General features: G+C 38.9%; 17 protein-coding genes. 8 read left to right on the forward strand and 9 right to left on the reverse strand.

Going from position 1 to position 17,126, the window contains the following annotated elements:
• Window position 1: 1 nt before the first annotated feature.
• Window positions 2-1,357 carry a sodium-dependent transporter gene (locus tag FHG08_RS14710; RefSeq protein WP_010387992.1) on the forward strand — a complete coding sequence of 452 codons (1,356 nt, stop codon included), beginning with the start codon at window positions 2-4 and terminating at the stop codon, window positions 1,355-1,357.
• 49 nt (window positions 1,358-1,406) lie between these two features.
• On the opposite strand, the gene FHG08_RS14715 is transcribed toward FHG08_RS14710, so the two are convergent.
• Window positions 1,407-1,850 (reverse strand): GNAT family N-acetyltransferase, encoded by a 444-nt coding sequence (locus FHG08_RS14715; RefSeq protein ID WP_178956391.1) that lies wholly within the window; start codon window positions 1,848-1,850, stop codon window positions 1,407-1,409.
• 51 nt (window positions 1,851-1,901) lie between these two features.
• Window positions 1,902-2,645: a sporulation protein gene (locus tag FHG08_RS14720; RefSeq protein WP_008109135.1), complete on the reverse strand. Its 744-nt coding sequence runs from the start codon at window positions 2,643-2,645 to the stop codon at window positions 1,902-1,904.
• Window positions 2,646-2,953: 308 nt separating this feature from the next.
• On the opposite strand from FHG08_RS14720, the gene FHG08_RS14725 reads away from it, so the two are divergent.
• Window positions 2,954-4,525 carry a cation:proton antiporter family protein gene (locus tag FHG08_RS14725; RefSeq protein ID WP_010387989.1) on the forward strand — a complete coding sequence of 524 codons (1,572 nt, stop codon included), beginning with the start codon at window positions 2,954-2,956 and terminating at the stop codon, window positions 4,523-4,525.
• 285 nt (window positions 4,526-4,810) lie between these two features.
• Entirely contained in the window at window positions 4,811-5,032 is a 222-nt protein-coding gene (locus tag FHG08_RS14730; protein ID WP_010387988.1) for a DUF3820 family protein, read from the forward strand.
• A 107-nt stretch (window positions 5,033-5,139) separates the two neighbouring features.
• On the opposite strand, the gene FHG08_RS14735 is transcribed toward FHG08_RS14730, so the two are convergent.
• The 6 genes from FHG08_RS14735 to ilvY all read right to left on the reverse strand — a co-directional run bounded on the left by FHG08_RS14735 (window position 5,140) and on the right by ilvY (window position 10,481).
• Window positions 5,140-6,375: an ATP-binding protein gene (locus FHG08_RS14735; RefSeq protein WP_138605357.1), complete on the reverse strand. Its 1,236-nt coding sequence runs from the start codon at window positions 6,373-6,375 to the stop codon at window positions 5,140-5,142.
• 26 nt (window positions 6,376-6,401) lie between these two features.
• Entirely contained in the window at window positions 6,402-7,094 is a 693-nt protein-coding gene (locus FHG08_RS14740; RefSeq protein WP_178956392.1) for a response regulator, read from the reverse strand.
• 14 nt (window positions 7,095-7,108) lie between these two features.
• Window positions 7,109-7,474 carry a DUF3019 domain-containing protein gene (locus FHG08_RS14745; protein WP_178956393.1) on the reverse strand — a complete coding sequence of 122 codons (366 nt, stop codon included), beginning with the start codon at window positions 7,472-7,474 and terminating at the stop codon, window positions 7,109-7,111.
• Window positions 7,475-7,487: 13 nt separating this feature from the next.
• Entirely contained in the window at window positions 7,488-8,327 is an 840-nt protein-coding gene (locus FHG08_RS14750) for a MipA/OmpV family protein (protein WP_256729714.1), read from the reverse strand.
• Window positions 8,328-8,438: 111 nt separating this feature from the next.
• Window positions 8,439-9,485: a GGDEF domain-containing protein gene (locus FHG08_RS14755; RefSeq protein ID WP_138605350.1), complete on the reverse strand. Its 1,047-nt coding sequence runs from the start codon at window positions 9,483-9,485 to the stop codon at window positions 8,439-8,441.
• Between the two features lie 90 nt (window positions 9,486-9,575).
• Window positions 9,576-10,481, reverse strand: coding sequence for an HTH-type transcriptional activator IlvY (gene ilvY / locus FHG08_RS14760; RefSeq protein WP_178956394.1), 906 nt, complete (start codon window positions 10,479-10,481; stop codon window positions 9,576-9,578).
• Between the two features lie 138 nt (window positions 10,482-10,619).
• Here ilvY and ilvC point away from each other — a divergent pair, with 138 nt between their 5' ends.
• The 4 genes from ilvC to FHG08_RS14780 all read left to right on the forward strand — a co-directional run bounded on the left by ilvC (window position 10,620) and on the right by FHG08_RS14780 (window position 16,355).
• On the forward strand, window positions 10,620-12,092 hold the full coding sequence (ilvC, locus tag FHG08_RS14765; protein WP_178956395.1) for a ketol-acid reductoisomerase: 1,473 nt from the start codon (window positions 10,620-10,622) through the stop codon (window positions 12,090-12,092).
• Between the two features lie 161 nt (window positions 12,093-12,253).
• Window positions 12,254-14,173 (forward strand): methyl-accepting chemotaxis protein, encoded by a 1,920-nt coding sequence (locus FHG08_RS14770; RefSeq protein ID WP_138605344.1) that lies wholly within the window; start codon window positions 12,254-12,256, stop codon window positions 14,171-14,173.
• Between the two features lie 78 nt (window positions 14,174-14,251).
• Window positions 14,252-15,442: a tetratricopeptide repeat protein gene (locus FHG08_RS14775; RefSeq protein ID WP_178956396.1), complete on the forward strand. Its 1,191-nt coding sequence runs from the start codon at window positions 14,252-14,254 to the stop codon at window positions 15,440-15,442.
• 73 nt (window positions 15,443-15,515) lie between these two features.
• Entirely contained in the window at window positions 15,516-16,355 is an 840-nt protein-coding gene (locus FHG08_RS14780) for a M28 family peptidase (RefSeq protein ID WP_218651601.1), read from the forward strand.
• Here FHG08_RS14780 and FHG08_RS14785 read toward each other — a convergent pair.
• Window positions 16,301-16,642, reverse strand: a complete 342-nt coding sequence (locus FHG08_RS14785) for a GIY-YIG nuclease family protein (RefSeq protein WP_138605340.1) — start codon at window positions 16,640-16,642, stop codon at window positions 16,301-16,303. The genes FHG08_RS14780 and FHG08_RS14785 overlap by 55 nt on opposite strands.
• A gap of 106 nt (window positions 16,643-16,748) precedes the next feature.
• Here FHG08_RS14785 and FHG08_RS14790 point away from each other — a divergent pair, with 106 nt between their 5' ends.
• Complete coding sequence (locus tag FHG08_RS14790; RefSeq protein WP_138605338.1) at window positions 16,749-17,108, forward strand: outer membrane protein assembly factor BamE; 360 nt, start codon at window positions 16,749-16,751, stop codon at window positions 17,106-17,108.
• The last annotated feature ends 18 nt before the right edge of the window (window positions 17,109-17,126 follow it).

The following is a 17,126-nucleotide window of genomic DNA, read 5'->3' on the forward strand; positions in this document are numbered from 1 at the left end:
TATGAGTGCAGTAAGAGGTGAGTTTAGCTCCCGCTTTGGTTTTATAATGGCTGCGGCAGGATCTGCTGTTGGGCTTGGTAATATTTGGGGTTTCCCGACACAAACAGCAAGTAATGGCGGGGCTGCCTTTTTAGTCGCTTACTTAGTACTGGCCTTCTTTTTAGCCTATCCTGCTTTAATGGCAGAGCTGATGATAGGTCGTCATGGACAAGCTAATGCGGTTTCTTCACTAACAAAATTAACCACTAAACCTTGGCAAAAGCAGTTTGCATTTGCTGTTGGCTTTGGCGGGATTTTATGTGCAGGCTTTATACTAAGCTTTTATGCGATTGTTGCTGGTTGGATGTTAAGTGCAACTTTAGAGCCGGTTACTACTCTCATAGGCGCAGATGCGGCATCTTCTTGGTTAAGTGAACAGTCACTTACACGTAACATTCTTTTTACTGTGGTATTTATTATTTTAACCGTTGCTATTATCAGCCGCGGTGTTGAAAATGGTATTGAAAAATGGTCAAAACGTTTAATGCCTGCTTTGCTCGGTATTTTGTTTGCCTTAATTGCCTATGTAATGACTCAAGAAGGCGCTGTTGAGGGATTAAAAGCTTACCTAGTCCCTGACTTTTCTTCTATTTTTGATCCCACCTTATTAGTCAGTGCACTAGGACAGGCCTTCTTTTCATTGTCACTGGGTACCAGTGTAATGATTATCTATGGCTCATATATCAGTAAAAAAGAAAACCTCGTCTCTTTGGGGGCTTATGTTACGCTTATTGATGTATTCATCGCATTTGTAGCAGGCTTACTGATTATCCCCGCGATGTATGTTGCACAAGCCCAAGGTGTTGAAATATTCTCGTCAACAACAGGTAAACTGCTTTCAGAAGACACCTTAGTATTTCAGGTTTTACCCGCCTTATTTGATGGCATGGGTGGTGTGGGTTTATTTGTTGGCTTTGCTTTTTTTGCATTAATGAGTATTGCCGCTCTAACCTCGTCAATTTCAATGCTTGAAGCGCCGGTATCGTACACTGTAGAGCGCTTTGCAATGAAGCGTGTGCAAGCAACATGGTTAATAGGTGCTTTAATTGCCATAGTTAGTATTACCATAGTGTGTAACTTAGGCACGTTATTTGGTTTAGTGATCACCTTAACAACTAAAGTCGCGCAACCTTTATTAGGACTTATGTGTTGTATTTTTGTAGGATGGATCTGGTATAGGTCATCACTGCTCAAAGCAATCCAGCAAGGTAACCCTGAAGTACATAACACCTTATTTTGGAAAATATGGCCTTGGTACACTAAGTTTGTATGCCCTATCGCCATTAGCTTAGTATTTTTACATTCTTTACTTAGCTAGTAAAACAAAAAAGGCCCACTAATGTGGGCCTTTATTTATTAAGAATTATCTACTGCTTTAAAATCATATCTTGATGGGGTATGCCATCTTCTAAGTACTCCTCCCCAACACACTCAAAACCAAATGAGCGATAAAAATTCAGTAGGTAGGTTTGTGCGCCTATATAAATATCACGAGTAGGCCACTGAGTTCTACAACAGGTAATAGCCTGGCTAACTAATTCTTTGCCTAAACCAGAGCTGCGCTGTGATTGAGCAACTAAAACGCGCCCTATCGCACTATAATGTGCATCTTTCTCATAACAACGAGCATAGGCATTTACTGTTTGCCTATTGAGTGAATACAAGTGGCGAGTAGCATCTGCAATATCCACATCATCAAGTTCGGGGTAAGGACACGCTTGTTCTACAACAAATACGTCAACACGTTCACGCATTATTGCAAACAGGGTTTGGGAGTCGAGCGCAGAGAATGGCTCACATTTAAACGCCATTTAAACACCTTTTATTATTACAGGGCCTTACTAAAAGGCCCCATAATCTTATTAAGCAAATAATCGCTCTAACTGATCACATAACTGAGATAAGTTAACATGATCATGCTCGATAGTTAAATCGACATAACCGTCACTTCTAAATGCTCTGTCTAACTCAATCAGTACATGCGTTTTATGCGCTTCAGGAATAAACGACAGTTCAATTTCCTTTATGCCAAATAAGCTGCGACTATTTGGTTGATATTCAAGCTCTTGATAACACCCAGACACAGATTGAAAAGTAGAAGCACGTAAATGGCCTTGCTCTACATCTGCTTTAACTAAACTAAATCCTAGCTTCTCCATTGCTTGCATACAGGTTTTAACTGCTTCATTCGGATAGATGTGCAAATGGTCTTTATCTGTTGGATCAAGCGCAAGGTCAATATCAAGCCCTGTTTCTAACCACACATAAGACTGGTTATAACCGGCATTAATTTCAGTAATTGGTGTTTCTGAATGCAAACGGGCTTCAAACGGGATAGTTTTAACTTCACCAGGCTCAACAGTACCAATGTCAGTTATGCGCCATTGATCAATAACATGATTAGTAAAGTAATCACCGTCTTCACTGGCCACTTTTACCCGGGTAACTAACATTAAATCCAAACCCGCAATTTCTTGACTCACATCACCTGCAGTAATAACAATTTGTGCATTGAATAGTTGGCCTGGCTGAAGATGCTCGGTTTCTAAAATGGTATCTACCTTGGCAGCACCAATGCCTACCGATGCTAAAATTTTTTTAAACATAGTTTCTCCTTAAGCTAAGCATACACTTGTTTGCTTACGCTTAAATTCCTTCGTTATGGCATCTTAACCACATTTAAAAGCGCTTGTCAGCGAAAAACTGCTATTTACATGCTGTTTACCATAAAACCGACCATTTATGTCTGTTTTTTGTACTTTATAGTCACTTTATACACGCATAACGGTGTTTTAGATATCAGGTGATAAATACTCATAATCAGCCTATTAGCTGTAGTAAATAAGTAGATTAATTGTCAATAAGCATTGTTTTTCGCTACACTACAATGCCAAGTGCAGTGATACTAATAACTATGGAACTAATTTATTTTGCTACCGCCTTCGTCTGCGGTTTTGGTATATATCAGCTAAAATTACCGCCGCTTATCGGCTTTCTTATGGCCGGATTTATTCTTAATTTAGCGGGTTACAAAAGCACGGAGCTACTCGAAACGATTGCCTCTTTAGGGGTCACACTGCTACTTTTTAGTATTGGACTCAAGCTAAAAATTGCTAACCTTATAAAACCTCAAGTATGGGCTCCTGCCACCATACACATCATTTTAAGTAGCGCATTGTTTAGTGGCTTCATGTTGTTGCTTGGTGTATTTGCACTGCCATTATTTGTCGATTTAAGCTGGCAAAGTGCATTGTTAGTCGGCTTTGCTTTAAGTTTTTCGAGTACGGTATTTGCTGTAAAAGTACTTGAAGAACGCGGTGAAATGGCAAGTTTGCACGGTAAAATAGCCATTGGTATTTTGGTTATGCAAGATATATTTGCAGTCATATTCTTAGCGGTCAGTACAGGTAAAGTACCGAACATTTGGGCCTTAGGGTTAATTGTTGCACTACCTTTGTTTCGCCCAATTATGTACTGGGTTTTAAACCGCTCTAAACACGGTGAGTTACTGCCGCTATTTGGCTTTTTCTTTGCATTGGTAGCTGGGTACAATGCCTTTGAATTCGCAGGATTAAAAGGCGATTTAGGCGCATTGATCATTGGCATGATGTTCGCCCCTCACAAAAAAGCAGGTGAGCTGTCTAAATCGCTGCTTAGCCTTAAAGATATATTACTGGTTGGCTTTTTCTTAAGTATTGGTTTAAGCGCAGAGCTTACTGCCCACTCTTTAGTCGTTGCTTTAATTTTAGTGTTGGTTATTCCTGTTAAAACGCTGCTTTACTACATACTAACTAACTTATTTAAACTGCGAGCTCGTACCTCTTTGCTCACCGCATTTAGTTTGGCTAACTTTAGTGAGTTTGGCTTAATTGTTTGTGCCGTTGCTGCATCTAGCGGCATGGTTACCTCTGAATGGCTCGCTGTTATCGCGATTGCCGTATCAATTACATTTGTGATTGCCTCCCCTTTAAATAAACGCTCTAACGAGCTGTACGTTAAAATTGAACGCCTCTTATTGAAGTTTGAAAGCAAGACCCGCTTAGCAGAAGAGCTTCCTGTAAACTTAAATGATACGAAAATAGTAATCTTTGGTATGGGTAGAATTGGCACCGGTGCCTATGAAACAATAAACGCAACCCACCCTGATGTGGTTGCAGGTATTGATATTAAACCTGAGGTGGTTGATAAACATATTAAACGTGGACGCAGAGTATTAATTGCGGATGCAACTGACCCTGATTTTTGGCAGCGTGTTAATCACTCTCATGTCGAAATGGTCATGTTAACTATGCCCAAACATATGCAAAATATTTTTGCCTTAGAGCAATTACAAGCATCAGGCTATAAAGGACAAGTAACAGCCATTGCTAATTACCCCGATCAGCAAAAAGAATTAGAAGATATGGGAATAGATTCTACATATAACTTTTACTTAGAGGCTGGTAGCGGTTTTGCAGAGCATGTAAAGCAAACCTTGTTTCCGTAATCGGGCTTAGATGCAAATAGATTGCATTTACATTCCTTTACATCTGAGTATTTTATTGGTCAAAAAATCAGGTAAAATGTCTGTGTTGGTTTAATAAAGCTAATACCTAAGTTTGTGTTTTATAAAAGACAAATAACGGACCCCTTGCTTTTAAGTGACCAATAAGATTCTCAAATTAGAGGGCCTACTCCCTCTATCAATAGGCTGTTACTTGCCCGTTACAGCCTATTTTATTTTCTTAAAATCCCTTACACTTATCCCCATTATTTATAAAAGATGTCAGTAATGGATCCTCAACAACTAAAAGTAGCGATTAACACCATTATGCCATTTGGCAAGTATGCGGGACGCCCTTTACTTTTGCTGCCTGAGCCATATTTAGTGTGGTTTAAACAACAAGGCTTTCCTGATAGCAAGCTTGGCTCTCAGCTCGCTATGATGTACGAAGTGAAGCTTAATGGCTTAGAGCAAATGCTGATGCCATTACTAGAAAAAAATAGTAAATAAAATAGAACTTTTCTATAAATGGTCTGTCTATCTATTTGCTACTTGTTGATTTTTTGGTTTTAAACCGCAAAAAAGCGCCTTTATGGCGCTTTTTTATTGTTTGGGATTTAGTTGTCGAGGGTGATAATAAACTTAACTCCACCCAGTGGTGAGTCTTCAATCTTACACTGCCCTTTATGCCAGCTAATAATTTTATTTACAATTGCTAGCCCTAATCCAAACCCACCGGTTTTTTTATCACGGCTTTTATCTAAACGGGTAAAAGGTTTAAACACTTTCTCACGTTCAGCATCCGCAATACCTGGGCCATCATCTTCAATAACCAGAAATAACTTTTCGGCGTTGGCAGTTAAACTAATATGCACAGTTTGCGTAGCATGTTTTAGTGCGTTACTAATTAAATTTTGTAGCACTCGCGACATAAAATGACTATCACATACGTAAATGAATTGACTCGGTAGCGTTGTTGTTAATTTAATAGGGGTATCAAAACTTACTTTTTCGATATTGGCTTTAATTAATGCGACGATATCACAAGGAGCCAATTGTAAGCTTGGTTGCTGTGTATCTAAACGAGCGTATTCCAACATTTCTGATACCAAGGATTCCAGCTCATGAATATCCATTTGCATATCAGATAAATAGTGCTGTGCTTTGATGTCCTGAGTTTTATCCTCTAACATCGCGATTGCAAACTTCAAACGCGCTAATGGTGTTCTAAACTCATGTGACACTGATGAGGTCAGTTCCTGTTGAGCACTCAATAAAAACTCAATCCGCTGCTGCATTACTTGCAACGTATCAGTGATGGGTAAAAAAAATGATTTAGAGCGGTCGCTTAATTGAAAATCTTGCGCGCCTCCGACGGCTTCACAGGCTTGGCTGAGCTTAGCAAAGTCTCGCCATAACAATAAGCTCCATAACCCTATCGGTAAGCTAATAATAAATAGCACCAATAAATAAGGTATTACGGTCCCAGTGTTTTTAGCTTTGACACCTACAGGACCTACTTGTAACAACTGAGAATTATTTAAAGTAACATACCAAACAATACGTTGCTGCTTATCATACAAGTAAAGGTAATTATTTTGAGCTAATTGTAATTGCTGCTCAGGAGGGAGAACTAAATCTTGCTGAGAGATAACTTGACTATCAAAATTATGCTTTAGCTGTTCAAGACCATCTGCCGTTTGAGAGAGCAGCCATAATGACTGCCCAAATTCATCATCTAACAAAACATGTTGCTCAGATTCATCATACGGCCAAAGCTGCTCTATAACACCACTGGCAATAAACAAAGAGGCAATAATATACACGTAAAGGCTTATAAATAGCTTCCCCATTAACCTAGCCTAATACCTTGCATTAATTACATGTCCCACGCATCTGATACAAATAAATAGCCTTGCCCCCACACCGTTTTAATACGGTATGGCTTATCACTATTATCACCAAGCTTCTTACGAATTCGAGATACACGTACATCAACGGTTCGATCTAGCCCGTCGTACTCACGTCCAATCATATGTTGGTGCACATGTTCTCGGCTGAGTACTTCTCCTGCATTTGAAGCTAATAACCACAGTAATTCAAACTCATGTGAGGTCAATACGATTTCTACACCGCTTAACTTTACAATACGACTGGTTTTATCTATTGATAAATCACCAAACTTAAGCTCCTCAATGGCTTTTACGCTAGGCTGTCCACGTCGCAATAATGCACTAATTCGAGCCAACAACACGCGCGGCTCCGCAGGTTTAATAACGTAATCGTCAGCCCCGAGCTCTAGGCCAATAACTTGGTCAAAATCTTCGCCCTTTGCAGTAAGCATTAAAATAGGTAAGGTGTATTTGTCGCGCACTTGGCGGCACACGCTAAAGCCATCTTTTCCTGGCAGCATCACATCTAGAATGATTAAATCAACATCGTTTTCACTCAGGTAAGGAAACACTTCGTCTCCGCGATCTAATACGTCAACTTCTAAGCCATTATGCTCAAGATAGTCTTTGGTTAATTGTTGCAACCCTAGGTCATCTTCAACAAGTAATATCTTTGGCATTTATTGCTCCTAAATTAAAAAAAGCTCCAAGGTGAGCGTAGCCGATGTTTCTTCTTCGCGTATGCAGTTTGCACTTCTACTTGCACACTCGCTAATGATACACCTGTAAGGGGATTAATCAGGGAGTATATGGTCTCCACCTGAACACGCGCTTTATAACTAAGTTGCCCTTTTTTTACCCCTTGCCAACATTTCAATTGAGTATATTGCTGGTATAAACACACATCGATTGGCTCAGGCAATTGCCACTTAAATTTTAACTCAAGATCACAGAACTCTTGTTGTTCGGAAACCACACAGACTTTGGGTGATACGTTAAGTGAAGGGGCTTTTGCAACACTTGGGTTGCTAAAAAATGAAGCTGCAAACACAACCAACATAAAACACTTCATATTAAAATGTATGTTCGAATCCTATAAAGGCGGTCATTGAATAGTCATGTTCAAATAGCGGGCTACTATCCATTGCTGAATAGTCATAATATGCTAAATGAAAACGAAGTGCGTTGGCTTTACCTACCGGCCAACGGGCGTCGATTTTAGCATAAGGTTGCCAGCTACTACCAACTTCTATTTTACCATATGAAAATTCTGCGCTGTTTAAGCCATAAAAGTAATTATTTAGTTTGGCTGATTTGTAGTTAACGCCTAAGGTTGATTTAAGTTTTAACAACTTAAGATCAAAATGGTATTGCCATTGTAATGATCCTCTGTAGCTATTATAAACACTATTTACATCATGCAATAATTGCGCAGAAAATACCTGTTGTTGTTTTACAAAAACATAACTGACGCCAGCATCCAGTACTACTCGTCTTTTTTGAATATTATTAATATTAATCTGGCGCGGAGATTCAACATCTTGTGATTCTAATATTTCGTTATTAGACATTGTTGTGAGCGGGAATATATTTTTCGGGTGCCAATCAATAAAAAACCGTGATTCTGGGTTAATCTCAGACACAAAGCTAATGTTATGCGTATCACTTTGTATAAAAGAGTAGCCTAAACGACCGTTATCAAAAAACCAATTTTGGCCATAATAAGCCACTTGTGGGACAACCACTAAAGGAATATTGTCTGCTCCATATAAAGGATTACTGATCACCCCTACCCCTAAGCTGACACTCATTTTAAGTTCATCAGTAGTGATATTTTGCTGCGTCTGAGCAATCGCATTAGCGCTAAACAACACCAATAAAATGCATATTTTTATTCTCAGATGTAACGCCATGGAGTTATTCACTAGTTTATAAAGTGGCTTTGACCCTATAGTAGCAAGTAGTATAAGTACAAGCTCTAGAAGGTTACAATCATTAACAAATTTGATACAAACGGAACACGTTTACAAATTGGCGGCTATTTCAACTCGATTTCGACCATGAGTTTTAGCTAAATAAAGTGCTCTATCGGCCTTTTCTACTAACAAACAGCTCTTACTAAAGGGCTCCATTAAAGCAATACCAAAACTTGCTGAGATATTACGTTTATTATTGCTATCTTCTTTTTTACGAATGGTTAATTTAGCAATACTCAAACGCAACTGATTACAAAATGTCATCGCATCATTAATGCTATCAAAGTAACCCGTAATACAAAATTCTTCACCACCGTAACGATAAGCATTATATTGTTCTTGCACACTATTTTGCACTTTTTGGGCAACAAGCTTGAGAACCTCATCACCTTTTTGATGGCCAAAATCATCATTAAAACGCTTGAAGTGATCAATATCTAACATTATTAACACGGCTATCTTAGCTTGCTCATCTTGTGAAGATGCATGAAGGCAAAACTCAACTATATCGGTATCAAATTTACCGCGATTTAATAACCCCGTTAGCGAATCTTTATCAACCGCTTCTTGAGTCATAGTGAGGGCTTCTTTTAAATCTTTAATCTCATTATATGCTTGCGCTAATTTAGTTTGGAAGCCGCGAGCATAATCTTGCATTGCAATTGATTCGTCTGTTAAACGCTCTACACAAGAGAGAATTTCATTAAATGAGTTTATACTAGAGAGTGTTTTTAACTCATTTTGTGAGTCAACTAACGAGGTGGTAAAACTTTTTGAATATTGAATAGAATCACTCAAATCAAACTGTACTTGCTCTACCGTATTATGAAATCTTTCAGACATTTGTTGGAAAAACGCTAACTCTTCATCATTTATATATTTATCGAATATTTCCTGTGCACTTTGAGCAGAACAAGTATTGTGCTGACCGATAACTCTATCAAGCTCTAAATTTAGTTGTGGATTATCGCCCTGTACATAACAATACCAAATTGCATAATTAATCGGCGTTACCGCCATTTTGTACTTCACCATAAGCGGAATGGCTTTTTTTAAACACTGGGCAGAATGAGCAAGTGAGGCAGTATTATCCATAATCGAAACTCTCAGACATCACAACAAAGATGTTAATAAACACATAAGTATTAGCGGTTTATATTAACAGTTTTTTATCATTCAACAAGCCTATATTATGTTTTCCCCCATATTTTGAGCAATATTCCACAGCGCACTAATCGCAGGATCATTTAATTCTTTGTGTAATACCGCCAAGCCAATTTTAAACCCTTGTGGGGGCTCATCTTTACTATCCAAAATCTGAACTTTATCGTTTAAAGGGCTATTATCGAGAACAATTTTTGGGATCATGGCCACACCTAAGCCCAAACTCACCATAGATACCATAGCCTCATGCCCAGCGACTTGTGCATAGATTTTTCCTTGCACGTTACTTTTTCGCCACCACTGCTCTAACCTTTGTCGTGAAAACCCTTGTTCAGCAACAATAAATTCAAGCTCTGACCAATCAATAGTCTCGCTGTTATTAGCTAGTTTTTCTGTGATCGGACATTGAATAGTGGGCGCAATTAATACCAGTGGCGAATAACCAATATCTACAAATGCAATTTGTGCAGGTAATTTACTGGGCCTAGCTGCAATAGCCATGGATTCGTGACCGTCTAATACACGATTTATTGCCAGAGCAGGGTCGCCCGTATTTAAGGTGATTTCAATATGCTGATGCTGAGCCCTGAGCTGCTCCAAAATATGATGCAAAAAACTATAAGATGCAGTAACAGAGCAATAAAGGCTCACATTGCCATAAATATGTTGCTGCGGTTCGTTTAAATTGGCCTTAAAACGCTGCCAATTACTGAGCGTTGCACTAGCATACTCCTTAAATGCAACGCCTTCGCGAGTAAGTTTGACACTGCGATTATCTCGCTGGAACAGCATCACCCCTACTTCATCTTCTAACTGCTTAATATTACGACTTAAAGTAGGCGCACTTATGTGGCACAACTCACTGGCACGAGAAAAATGAAGCGTTTTTGCCAACGCCAAAAAGTAATGTAAATGCTTATGATCCATAACAACACCAGTATTTCAAATTATGAAATACTTTAATTCAAATATATCATTTTACGCAAGAAGATATTTTTCATATGGTTATTCCAAGCAAAGCAAATGCAATGCATCTAACAAATTGAATTAATAGGAACCTTAATCATGGCAAATTATTTTAATAGCTTACCTTTACGTGAACAATTAGCGCAACTGGCACAATGTGAGTTTATGGGGGCAGACGAATTTAACGATGGTGTTGCTGCACTCAAAGGTAAAAAGTTAGTGATTGTAGGCTGTGGCGCACAGGGCTTAAATCAAGGCTTAAATTTACGTGATTCGGGTTTAAATGTAGCCTATACACTGCGTGAATCAGCGATTGCTGAGCGTCGTCAGTCATTCTTAAATGCATCGGAAAATGGTTTTAAAGTGGGAACATATGAAGAATTAATCCCAACAGCCGATGTAGTACTTAACTTAACACCTGATAAGCAACACACTGCGGTTGTTAATGCCATTATGCCATTAATGAAACACGGCTCAACGCTTGCTTACTCACATGGCTTTAATATTGTTGAAGAAGGCATGCAAGTTCGTGAAGACATTACCGTTATTATGGTTGCTCCAAAATGTCCGGGGTCAGAAGTACGTGAAGAGTATAAACGCGGCTTTGGTGTACCGACACTCATTGCGGTTCATCCAGAGAACGATCCTCAGGGTCATGGCTTGGCACAAGCAAAAGCCTATGCCGCAGGTACAGGTGGTCATCGTGCGGGAGTACTTAAATCATCGTTTATTGCTGAGGTTAAGTCTGACTTAATGGGTGAGCAAACCATTCTGTGCGGCATGCTACAAACTGGCTCTATTCTATGTTTTAATAAAATGATTGATAAAGGCGTTGATGCTGGTTATGCCTCAAAGCTAATTCAATATGGCTGGGAAGTGATCACAGAAGCACTTAAGTATGGCGGCGTTACCAATATGCTTGACCGTCTGTCAAACCCTGCCAAAGTAAAAGCGTTTGAATTAAGTGAGCAGCTAAAAGTAATCATGCGTCCACTGTATAACAAACATCAAGATGACATTATCGATGGCACATTTTCACGAGTAATGATGGAAGACTGGGCAAATGATGACGCTAACTTATTAAAGTGGCGTGCTGAAACTGCAGAAACTCATTTTGAAAAAACCCCAGCGAGTGATGTAGAAATTACTGAGCAAGAATTTTTTGATAACGGCATTTTAATGGTAGCCATGGTTAAAGCTGGCGTAGAGCTGGCATTTGAAACCATGACTGCAGCCGGTATTATTGAAGAATCTGCCTATTATGAGTCATTGCATGAAACGCCGTTAATTGCTAACACCATTGCACGTAAAAAGCTGTTTGAAATGAATCGTACTATTTCCGATACGGCAGAGTATGGCTGTTACTTATACAACCATGCATGTTTGCCACTACTACAAGAGTTTATGCAAGATATTGATACCGATGTTATTGGCAGAGGCTTAAATGAGCAAAGTAACCAAGTAGATAATCAAACATTGATTCAAATAAATACCGCACTGCGTGAACACCCTGTTGAAAAAGTGGGTGCTAAATTACGCGGTTATATGTCGGCAATGAAAAAAATAGTGTAACTCTATAACCCTAGAACTTTCAATTGTTAGAAGCTAAGCCCATTTGCTTTTTGCTGTGGGCTTTTTTTATTTAAATGTAAATTATTCATCAATAGCCGAAAATAAATAATGTGCTAGAATAATCGCCTCATTGCCTCAGTTGTAAATATATAAGCACTACCATGACGATACAAAATCTCTCTATTACTCAAAAAATAACAGCGCTTGGAAGCATTATTGCTATTTGTGTTGCTGTATTAATTGGTTTGACGTCTTTGCATAACTCAAAGAATATTATTGAGCAACGCATGATCGAATCAGAACTGCCAAGTAAGCTGCAAACAATCAGTAATCATATTGGTGGGGAGATCAATGAACTTTTAGGCGCAGCACAGCAGCTTTCTGCCAATACCTTTATTTTAGATTGGGCAAACTCTGGCAACACCAACGATGCGTTGTTACTAAAAGAACTCAATCGTTTGGTTGAGCAATATGACCTTGCCACCGCTTCGTGGGCTAATAAAAACACCGCGCAATATTGGAACCAAGATGGCTTTTTACGTGTTTTAAAAAATGATGCTGCAGATGGTTGGTTTTTTGCTTTTACTCAATCTAAACAACCTTATTCAATCAGTATTTATCAGGAATCTGCAAACGATGTAAAAATGTTTGTTAATCATCAGCAGCTTAATGGATTCGGCTTAGCGGGATTAGCAAAAAGCATTACTGATATGCAAAAACTGCTACAGCAGTTTAAAATTGAACAGTCAGGGTTTGTATTTATTGCCGATAAAAATGGCTTAATTCAGCTACATAAAGATGCAGCTAAAGTCGCTAAGGTTAATATAGATAGTATTTACAGTGCTAATATTCATCACAAATTACTTGATGAAAACGGTTTTGCTTTAGAAGAAGTAAATATTAACGGACAAGCCACGCTGATTGCTGCCACACCAATTAAAAACACCGACTTATTTGTGTTAGCTCAAGTACCAAAAAGTGAAGTATTCGCAAGTGTAAACACCCTAGAGTGGCAAATATTCACATTCACTATCATGACAGCACTTATCGCAAGTGTGATCAGTTACTTGTTAGCTCGCTCTTTAGCCTCACCGTTATCAAAAATGGCAGAGTTGTTTTCTCGTTTAGGTCGAGGTGATGCTAATTTAGCGTATCGTCTACCCACATCACCTCAACCTGAACTCAATAATTTGACGTCGGGCTTTAATCAGTTTATTGAAAAGATAGAAACCGCCATTGTGCAAGTAGCTGATGAAAGCCATGGTATTCGTCAAAGCTCTGATCATGTCTTTGCACAAGCAAAACAAAACTCGTTAGCGCTGGATAAACAAAAAGAGCAAACTATTTCGGTTGCTGCAGCGATTAATGAAATGGGCGCTACCGTGCAAGAAATAGCACAAAGTGCAGCGAATGCAGCTAAGTTAACTAACGATAGCCGCGATAATACCAAACAAAGCCATCAACAAGTACTACAAAGCCAAACGACAATATCAGCTCTTGCCAGCGATATTGATGGTATTACTGAGCAAGTTGCACTGCTTTCTAAAAAGACCATAGATATTGCCAGTATTGTAGATTCAATTAGAGGGATTTCAGAGCAGACCAACTTACTTGCACTTAATGCAGCCATTGAATCTGCACGTGCAGGTGAGCATGGTCGTGGTTTTGCAGTCGTTGCAGATGAAGTAAGAGCTCTGGCGAATCGTACGTCGCAATCAACCACTGAAATTCAATCAATGATTGAAGAGCTTACTCAAATTTCAGATGATGTTGTAAATGATATCAGCCAATCGAAAGGTAAAGCCCAACAAAGCGTCAGCGCAATGCAAAGCTCGGTTGAGTTGCTTAATACGATTACTGAAACAGCGAATGAAATTAACGACATGGCAACTCTAATTGCCACAGCCACCGAGCAGCAAAGTAGCGTTGTAAATGATGTCGGTCGAAGTATTGAGCAAATTAGTGAGATCAGTGATAAATCAATGAGTGAACAAATCAACACCGAACAAGCAATTCGCGATTTAGCCACCAGTGCACAAACACTTGATGCGCTAGTAGCCACGTTTAATCAGCAGCGTTAAACAGTTTGTTACATTAAAAAATAACCTCTGTATGAAATAACCACTATACTTGAGTGTGTTTTTTGTACAGAGGTGTGTATGAGTACTGTTCAAGCTAAACATTATTTACTGGCTGCTTGTTTGCTGAGTTTAAGTGCGTGTAGCACTACAGATAACGCCAATTTAAGCACGCCCCCCCCTATTATTACTCCCCCAATGCAACTTAAACAGCAGCTTGTAGAGTCTGAACAGCAAATATTTCAACTCGATCAGAGCCTTAAACAACAATTAAGTGCTTACGTACAAACAAATAAATCGGCTGATGAAATTGCCTATAGTCTACTCAGTTTTTTACTCTCAAATGGTGATAACTCACTATCTTATCAATCAACTGGCACACAAACGGCGTCTCAAAGCTATCAAAATTTAAATGCTAACTGTCTTTCCCTCTCAATTTTAGCGTATAGCTTAGCCGAACATTTAGGCCTGAAGGCTCGCTTTCAGAAAGTACATATTCCTGAGTACTGGGCGTTAAATCGAGGGTTTAATTTACTCACTGGGCACATAAACATTGCTATAGACAATAAGACTAAATTCAAAGACAGCTCACTTGTTTATCAGCGTAATAAGCGTTTAATCATTGATTTTGATCCTAATAGCCGACAAGCTCGTTTTGCAACTTCATCGCTGTCGAAAAAACGAGTGACCGCCATGTTTTATAATAACAAAGGCGGCGAGGCACTGATTAATAGGCAGTTTGATTTAGCTTATAGTTATTTTAAAGCAGCTATCAATACCGACTCTTCATTTAGTGCAAGCTGGGGGAATTTAGGAGTACTCTTTAAACAATTAGATGACCTCCAACAAGCTGAGAAAATGTATCATTTTGCCATTGCCTTAAACGCCAATGATAATACTGCGCAAGGTAATTTAGCATTATTATATAAACTCACAGATAGAGTAGCCGAAGGCGAAAAGCTATTGGCAAAACTTGACAAAAAGCGCCAAACTAACCCTTATTATCATATATCGCTTGGTAACAGTGACTATGTAAGTGGTGACTATACAAATGCGATTAGTCATTATAAAAAAGCTAACGCTATGTCGCCAACATTACATGAAAGTCACTTTGGGTTGGCGCGCAGTTACTTTAAATTAAGTAATATAACTAAAGCGGAGTTTCATCTACGTAAAGCTAGAAAAAAAGCAGACTTCATTCATCACAAACAGCGCTATGACAATAAGCTCATTGCATTAAAATCACTTACTGCGAAGGCGAATCATTATTAAATTATTTAGCTTAACCTGCATCGTTTTTTTTATAAGTTGGAGCGGCCTTTGTAAACAGATTGAGCCGCAATTATTGACTGATTTAACTATACTAACCAGCCCAGAATTAGCTGGTAGAAAAACGAATAGCCATGCAGCATTACTCACTAGGGAGTATTTAAAAACACGCTTCAAAGGGCATCAACTCACAGTAAGTGAACAACCTTTTACTTATTCCTCAGGGCTGTTTTTTAACGCACAAGGCGTTAATATTATTGCCACTAATACTGTAAAAGATTTACCCGTTATTGTTATTACTGCGCATTATGATCATTTAGGTCTACAAGCAGGAAAATTACACCCAGGTGCTAACGATAATGCCTCGGGTGTTGCTGCATTACTTTATTTATCGAATGCGCTAACGGTTTCTTCTTCATATCGCTTTATGTTTGTTGCAACAGACGCTGAAGAAAATGGTTTACACGGCAGTGAGCACTTTGCCAAAACAATGCGCCAACTCCCAATTGTTTTAAATATTAACTTAGATATGTTGGCAGTTAAAAAGTCACATAAGCGGTTATACGCACTAACAAGTCGCGCATTAAAAACCCAGCTTAACCCTTTACTTACTCAGATTAACGGTGACAAGATCAAATTAAAGCCTGTTTATTCATCACGAAAAATGAGCCGACTCACCAACACTAAACAAATCGACTGGCACAGAGCCAGCGACCATTATTCATTCGCTAAACAAAAAATCCCGTATGTGTACTTTTCTATGGGGGCAGATAACTTCCATCATAGTACTAAAGATACGCTCGAAAATATAAATACTCCCCTCTATCAAGAAGCCGTATTGCTAATTGAGGCATTTATTAATCAGCTTTTGACAAGCCCTGTGGTATTAAGGCCCCCTTTAAAAGCAGCAACATAAGCCTCTTTTTTTGCTCGTGGAAGTTTTTTAATCGCATACTCTAATTTGCTCGCGTCGCTTTTAGTACCTACTTGTTGTTGATGAATGAGCACCAGCGGCCCTTTACCTTTGAGGTTTTTTGCCCCTTTACCTGCTTGGTGAGTAGCGATACGTCGGGCTACATCAACCGTAATGCCGGTATACCAATGACCAAACCGTGTTTGCACAATATAAAGTGACCAAGTCGCCGGTTTATTTTTACTATTGCTCAACTCATTGTTTAAACTTTTTTGATTACTAATGGTCAAAACCTCGCCCTAACACGCTAAACAAAAACAATTACTCAAAAGGGTTTTACCTTGAGTAACTAATCGGTATCATGCAGATTATAAAAAATAAGGATCACAACTAACAATGCAGTCGTTAAAAACTTTGTCTCTTTGGCTTATCGTCGCTTTAACGCTTAGTTCAGCCGCAGGTTGTTCTAGCTGGGTATACAGAATCAACATCCCTCAGGGTAACTTTTTAGAACAATCAGACGTTGATAAGCTTCGCGTTAATATGACTCGCGAACAAGTACTATACGTACTAGGCAGACCCATTGCCGAAGACGCCTTCGATAAAAATACTTGGCGTTATGTATACAGCTTTAATAAAGGACGTGCTAATGAACAATATAAATCATTAGTATTAAACTTTGAAAATGAGAAGCTAGTTACGGTATCGGGCGACTATGAGCAACCAGAAAACTTTACAACACCTTTAGAGCAATAAGAAGCTATTAAAGTGTTG

Source organism: Pseudoalteromonas sp. Scap03 (assembly GCF_013393115.1).
Lineage (GTDB): Bacteria > Pseudomonadota > Gammaproteobacteria > Enterobacterales > Alteromonadaceae > Pseudoalteromonas.

Coding starts and splice junctions, on each gene's coding strand:
- FHG08_RS14710 (WP_010387992.1), top strand. CDS start 2: ATGAGTGCAGTAAGAGGTGAGTTTAGCTCCCGCTTTGGTTTTATAATG.
- FHG08_RS14715 (WP_178956391.1), bottom strand. CDS start 1,850: ATGGCGTTTAAATGTGAGCCATTCTCTGCGCTCGACTCCCAAACCCTG.
- FHG08_RS14720 (WP_008109135.1), bottom strand. CDS start 2,645: ATGTTTAAAAAAATTTTAGCATCGGTAGGCATTGGTGCTGCCAAGGTA.
- FHG08_RS14725 (WP_010387989.1), top strand. CDS start 2,954: ATGGAACTAATTTATTTTGCTACCGCCTTCGTCTGCGGTTTTGGTATA.
- FHG08_RS14730 (WP_010387988.1), top strand. CDS start 4,811: ATGGATCCTCAACAACTAAAAGTAGCGATTAACACCATTATGCCATTT.
- FHG08_RS14735 (WP_138605357.1), bottom strand. CDS start 6,375: ATGGGGAAGCTATTTATAAGCCTTTACGTGTATATTATTGCCTCTTTG.
- FHG08_RS14740 (WP_178956392.1), bottom strand. CDS start 7,094: ATGCCAAAGATATTACTTGTTGAAGATGACCTAGGGTTGCAACAATTA.
- FHG08_RS14745 (WP_178956393.1), bottom strand. CDS start 7,474: ATGTTGGTTGTGTTTGCAGCTTCATTTTTTAGCAACCCAAGTGTTGCA.
- FHG08_RS14750 (WP_256729714.1), bottom strand. CDS start 8,327: ATGGCGTTACATCTGAGAATAAAAATATGCATTTTATTGGTGTTGTTT.
- FHG08_RS14755 (WP_138605350.1), bottom strand. CDS start 9,485: ATGGATAATACTGCCTCACTTGCTCATTCTGCCCAGTGTTTAAAAAAA.
- ilvY (WP_178956394.1), bottom strand. CDS start 10,481: ATGGATCATAAGCATTTACATTACTTTTTGGCGTTGGCAAAAACGCTT.
- ilvC (WP_178956395.1), top strand. CDS start 10,620: ATGGCAAATTATTTTAATAGCTTACCTTTACGTGAACAATTAGCGCAA.
- FHG08_RS14770 (WP_138605344.1), top strand. CDS start 12,254: ATGACGATACAAAATCTCTCTATTACTCAAAAAATAACAGCGCTTGGA.
- FHG08_RS14775 (WP_178956396.1), top strand. CDS start 14,252: ATGAGTACTGTTCAAGCTAAACATTATTTACTGGCTGCTTGTTTGCTG.
- FHG08_RS14790 (WP_138605338.1), top strand. CDS start 16,749: ATGCAGTCGTTAAAAACTTTGTCTCTTTGGCTTATCGTCGCTTTAACG.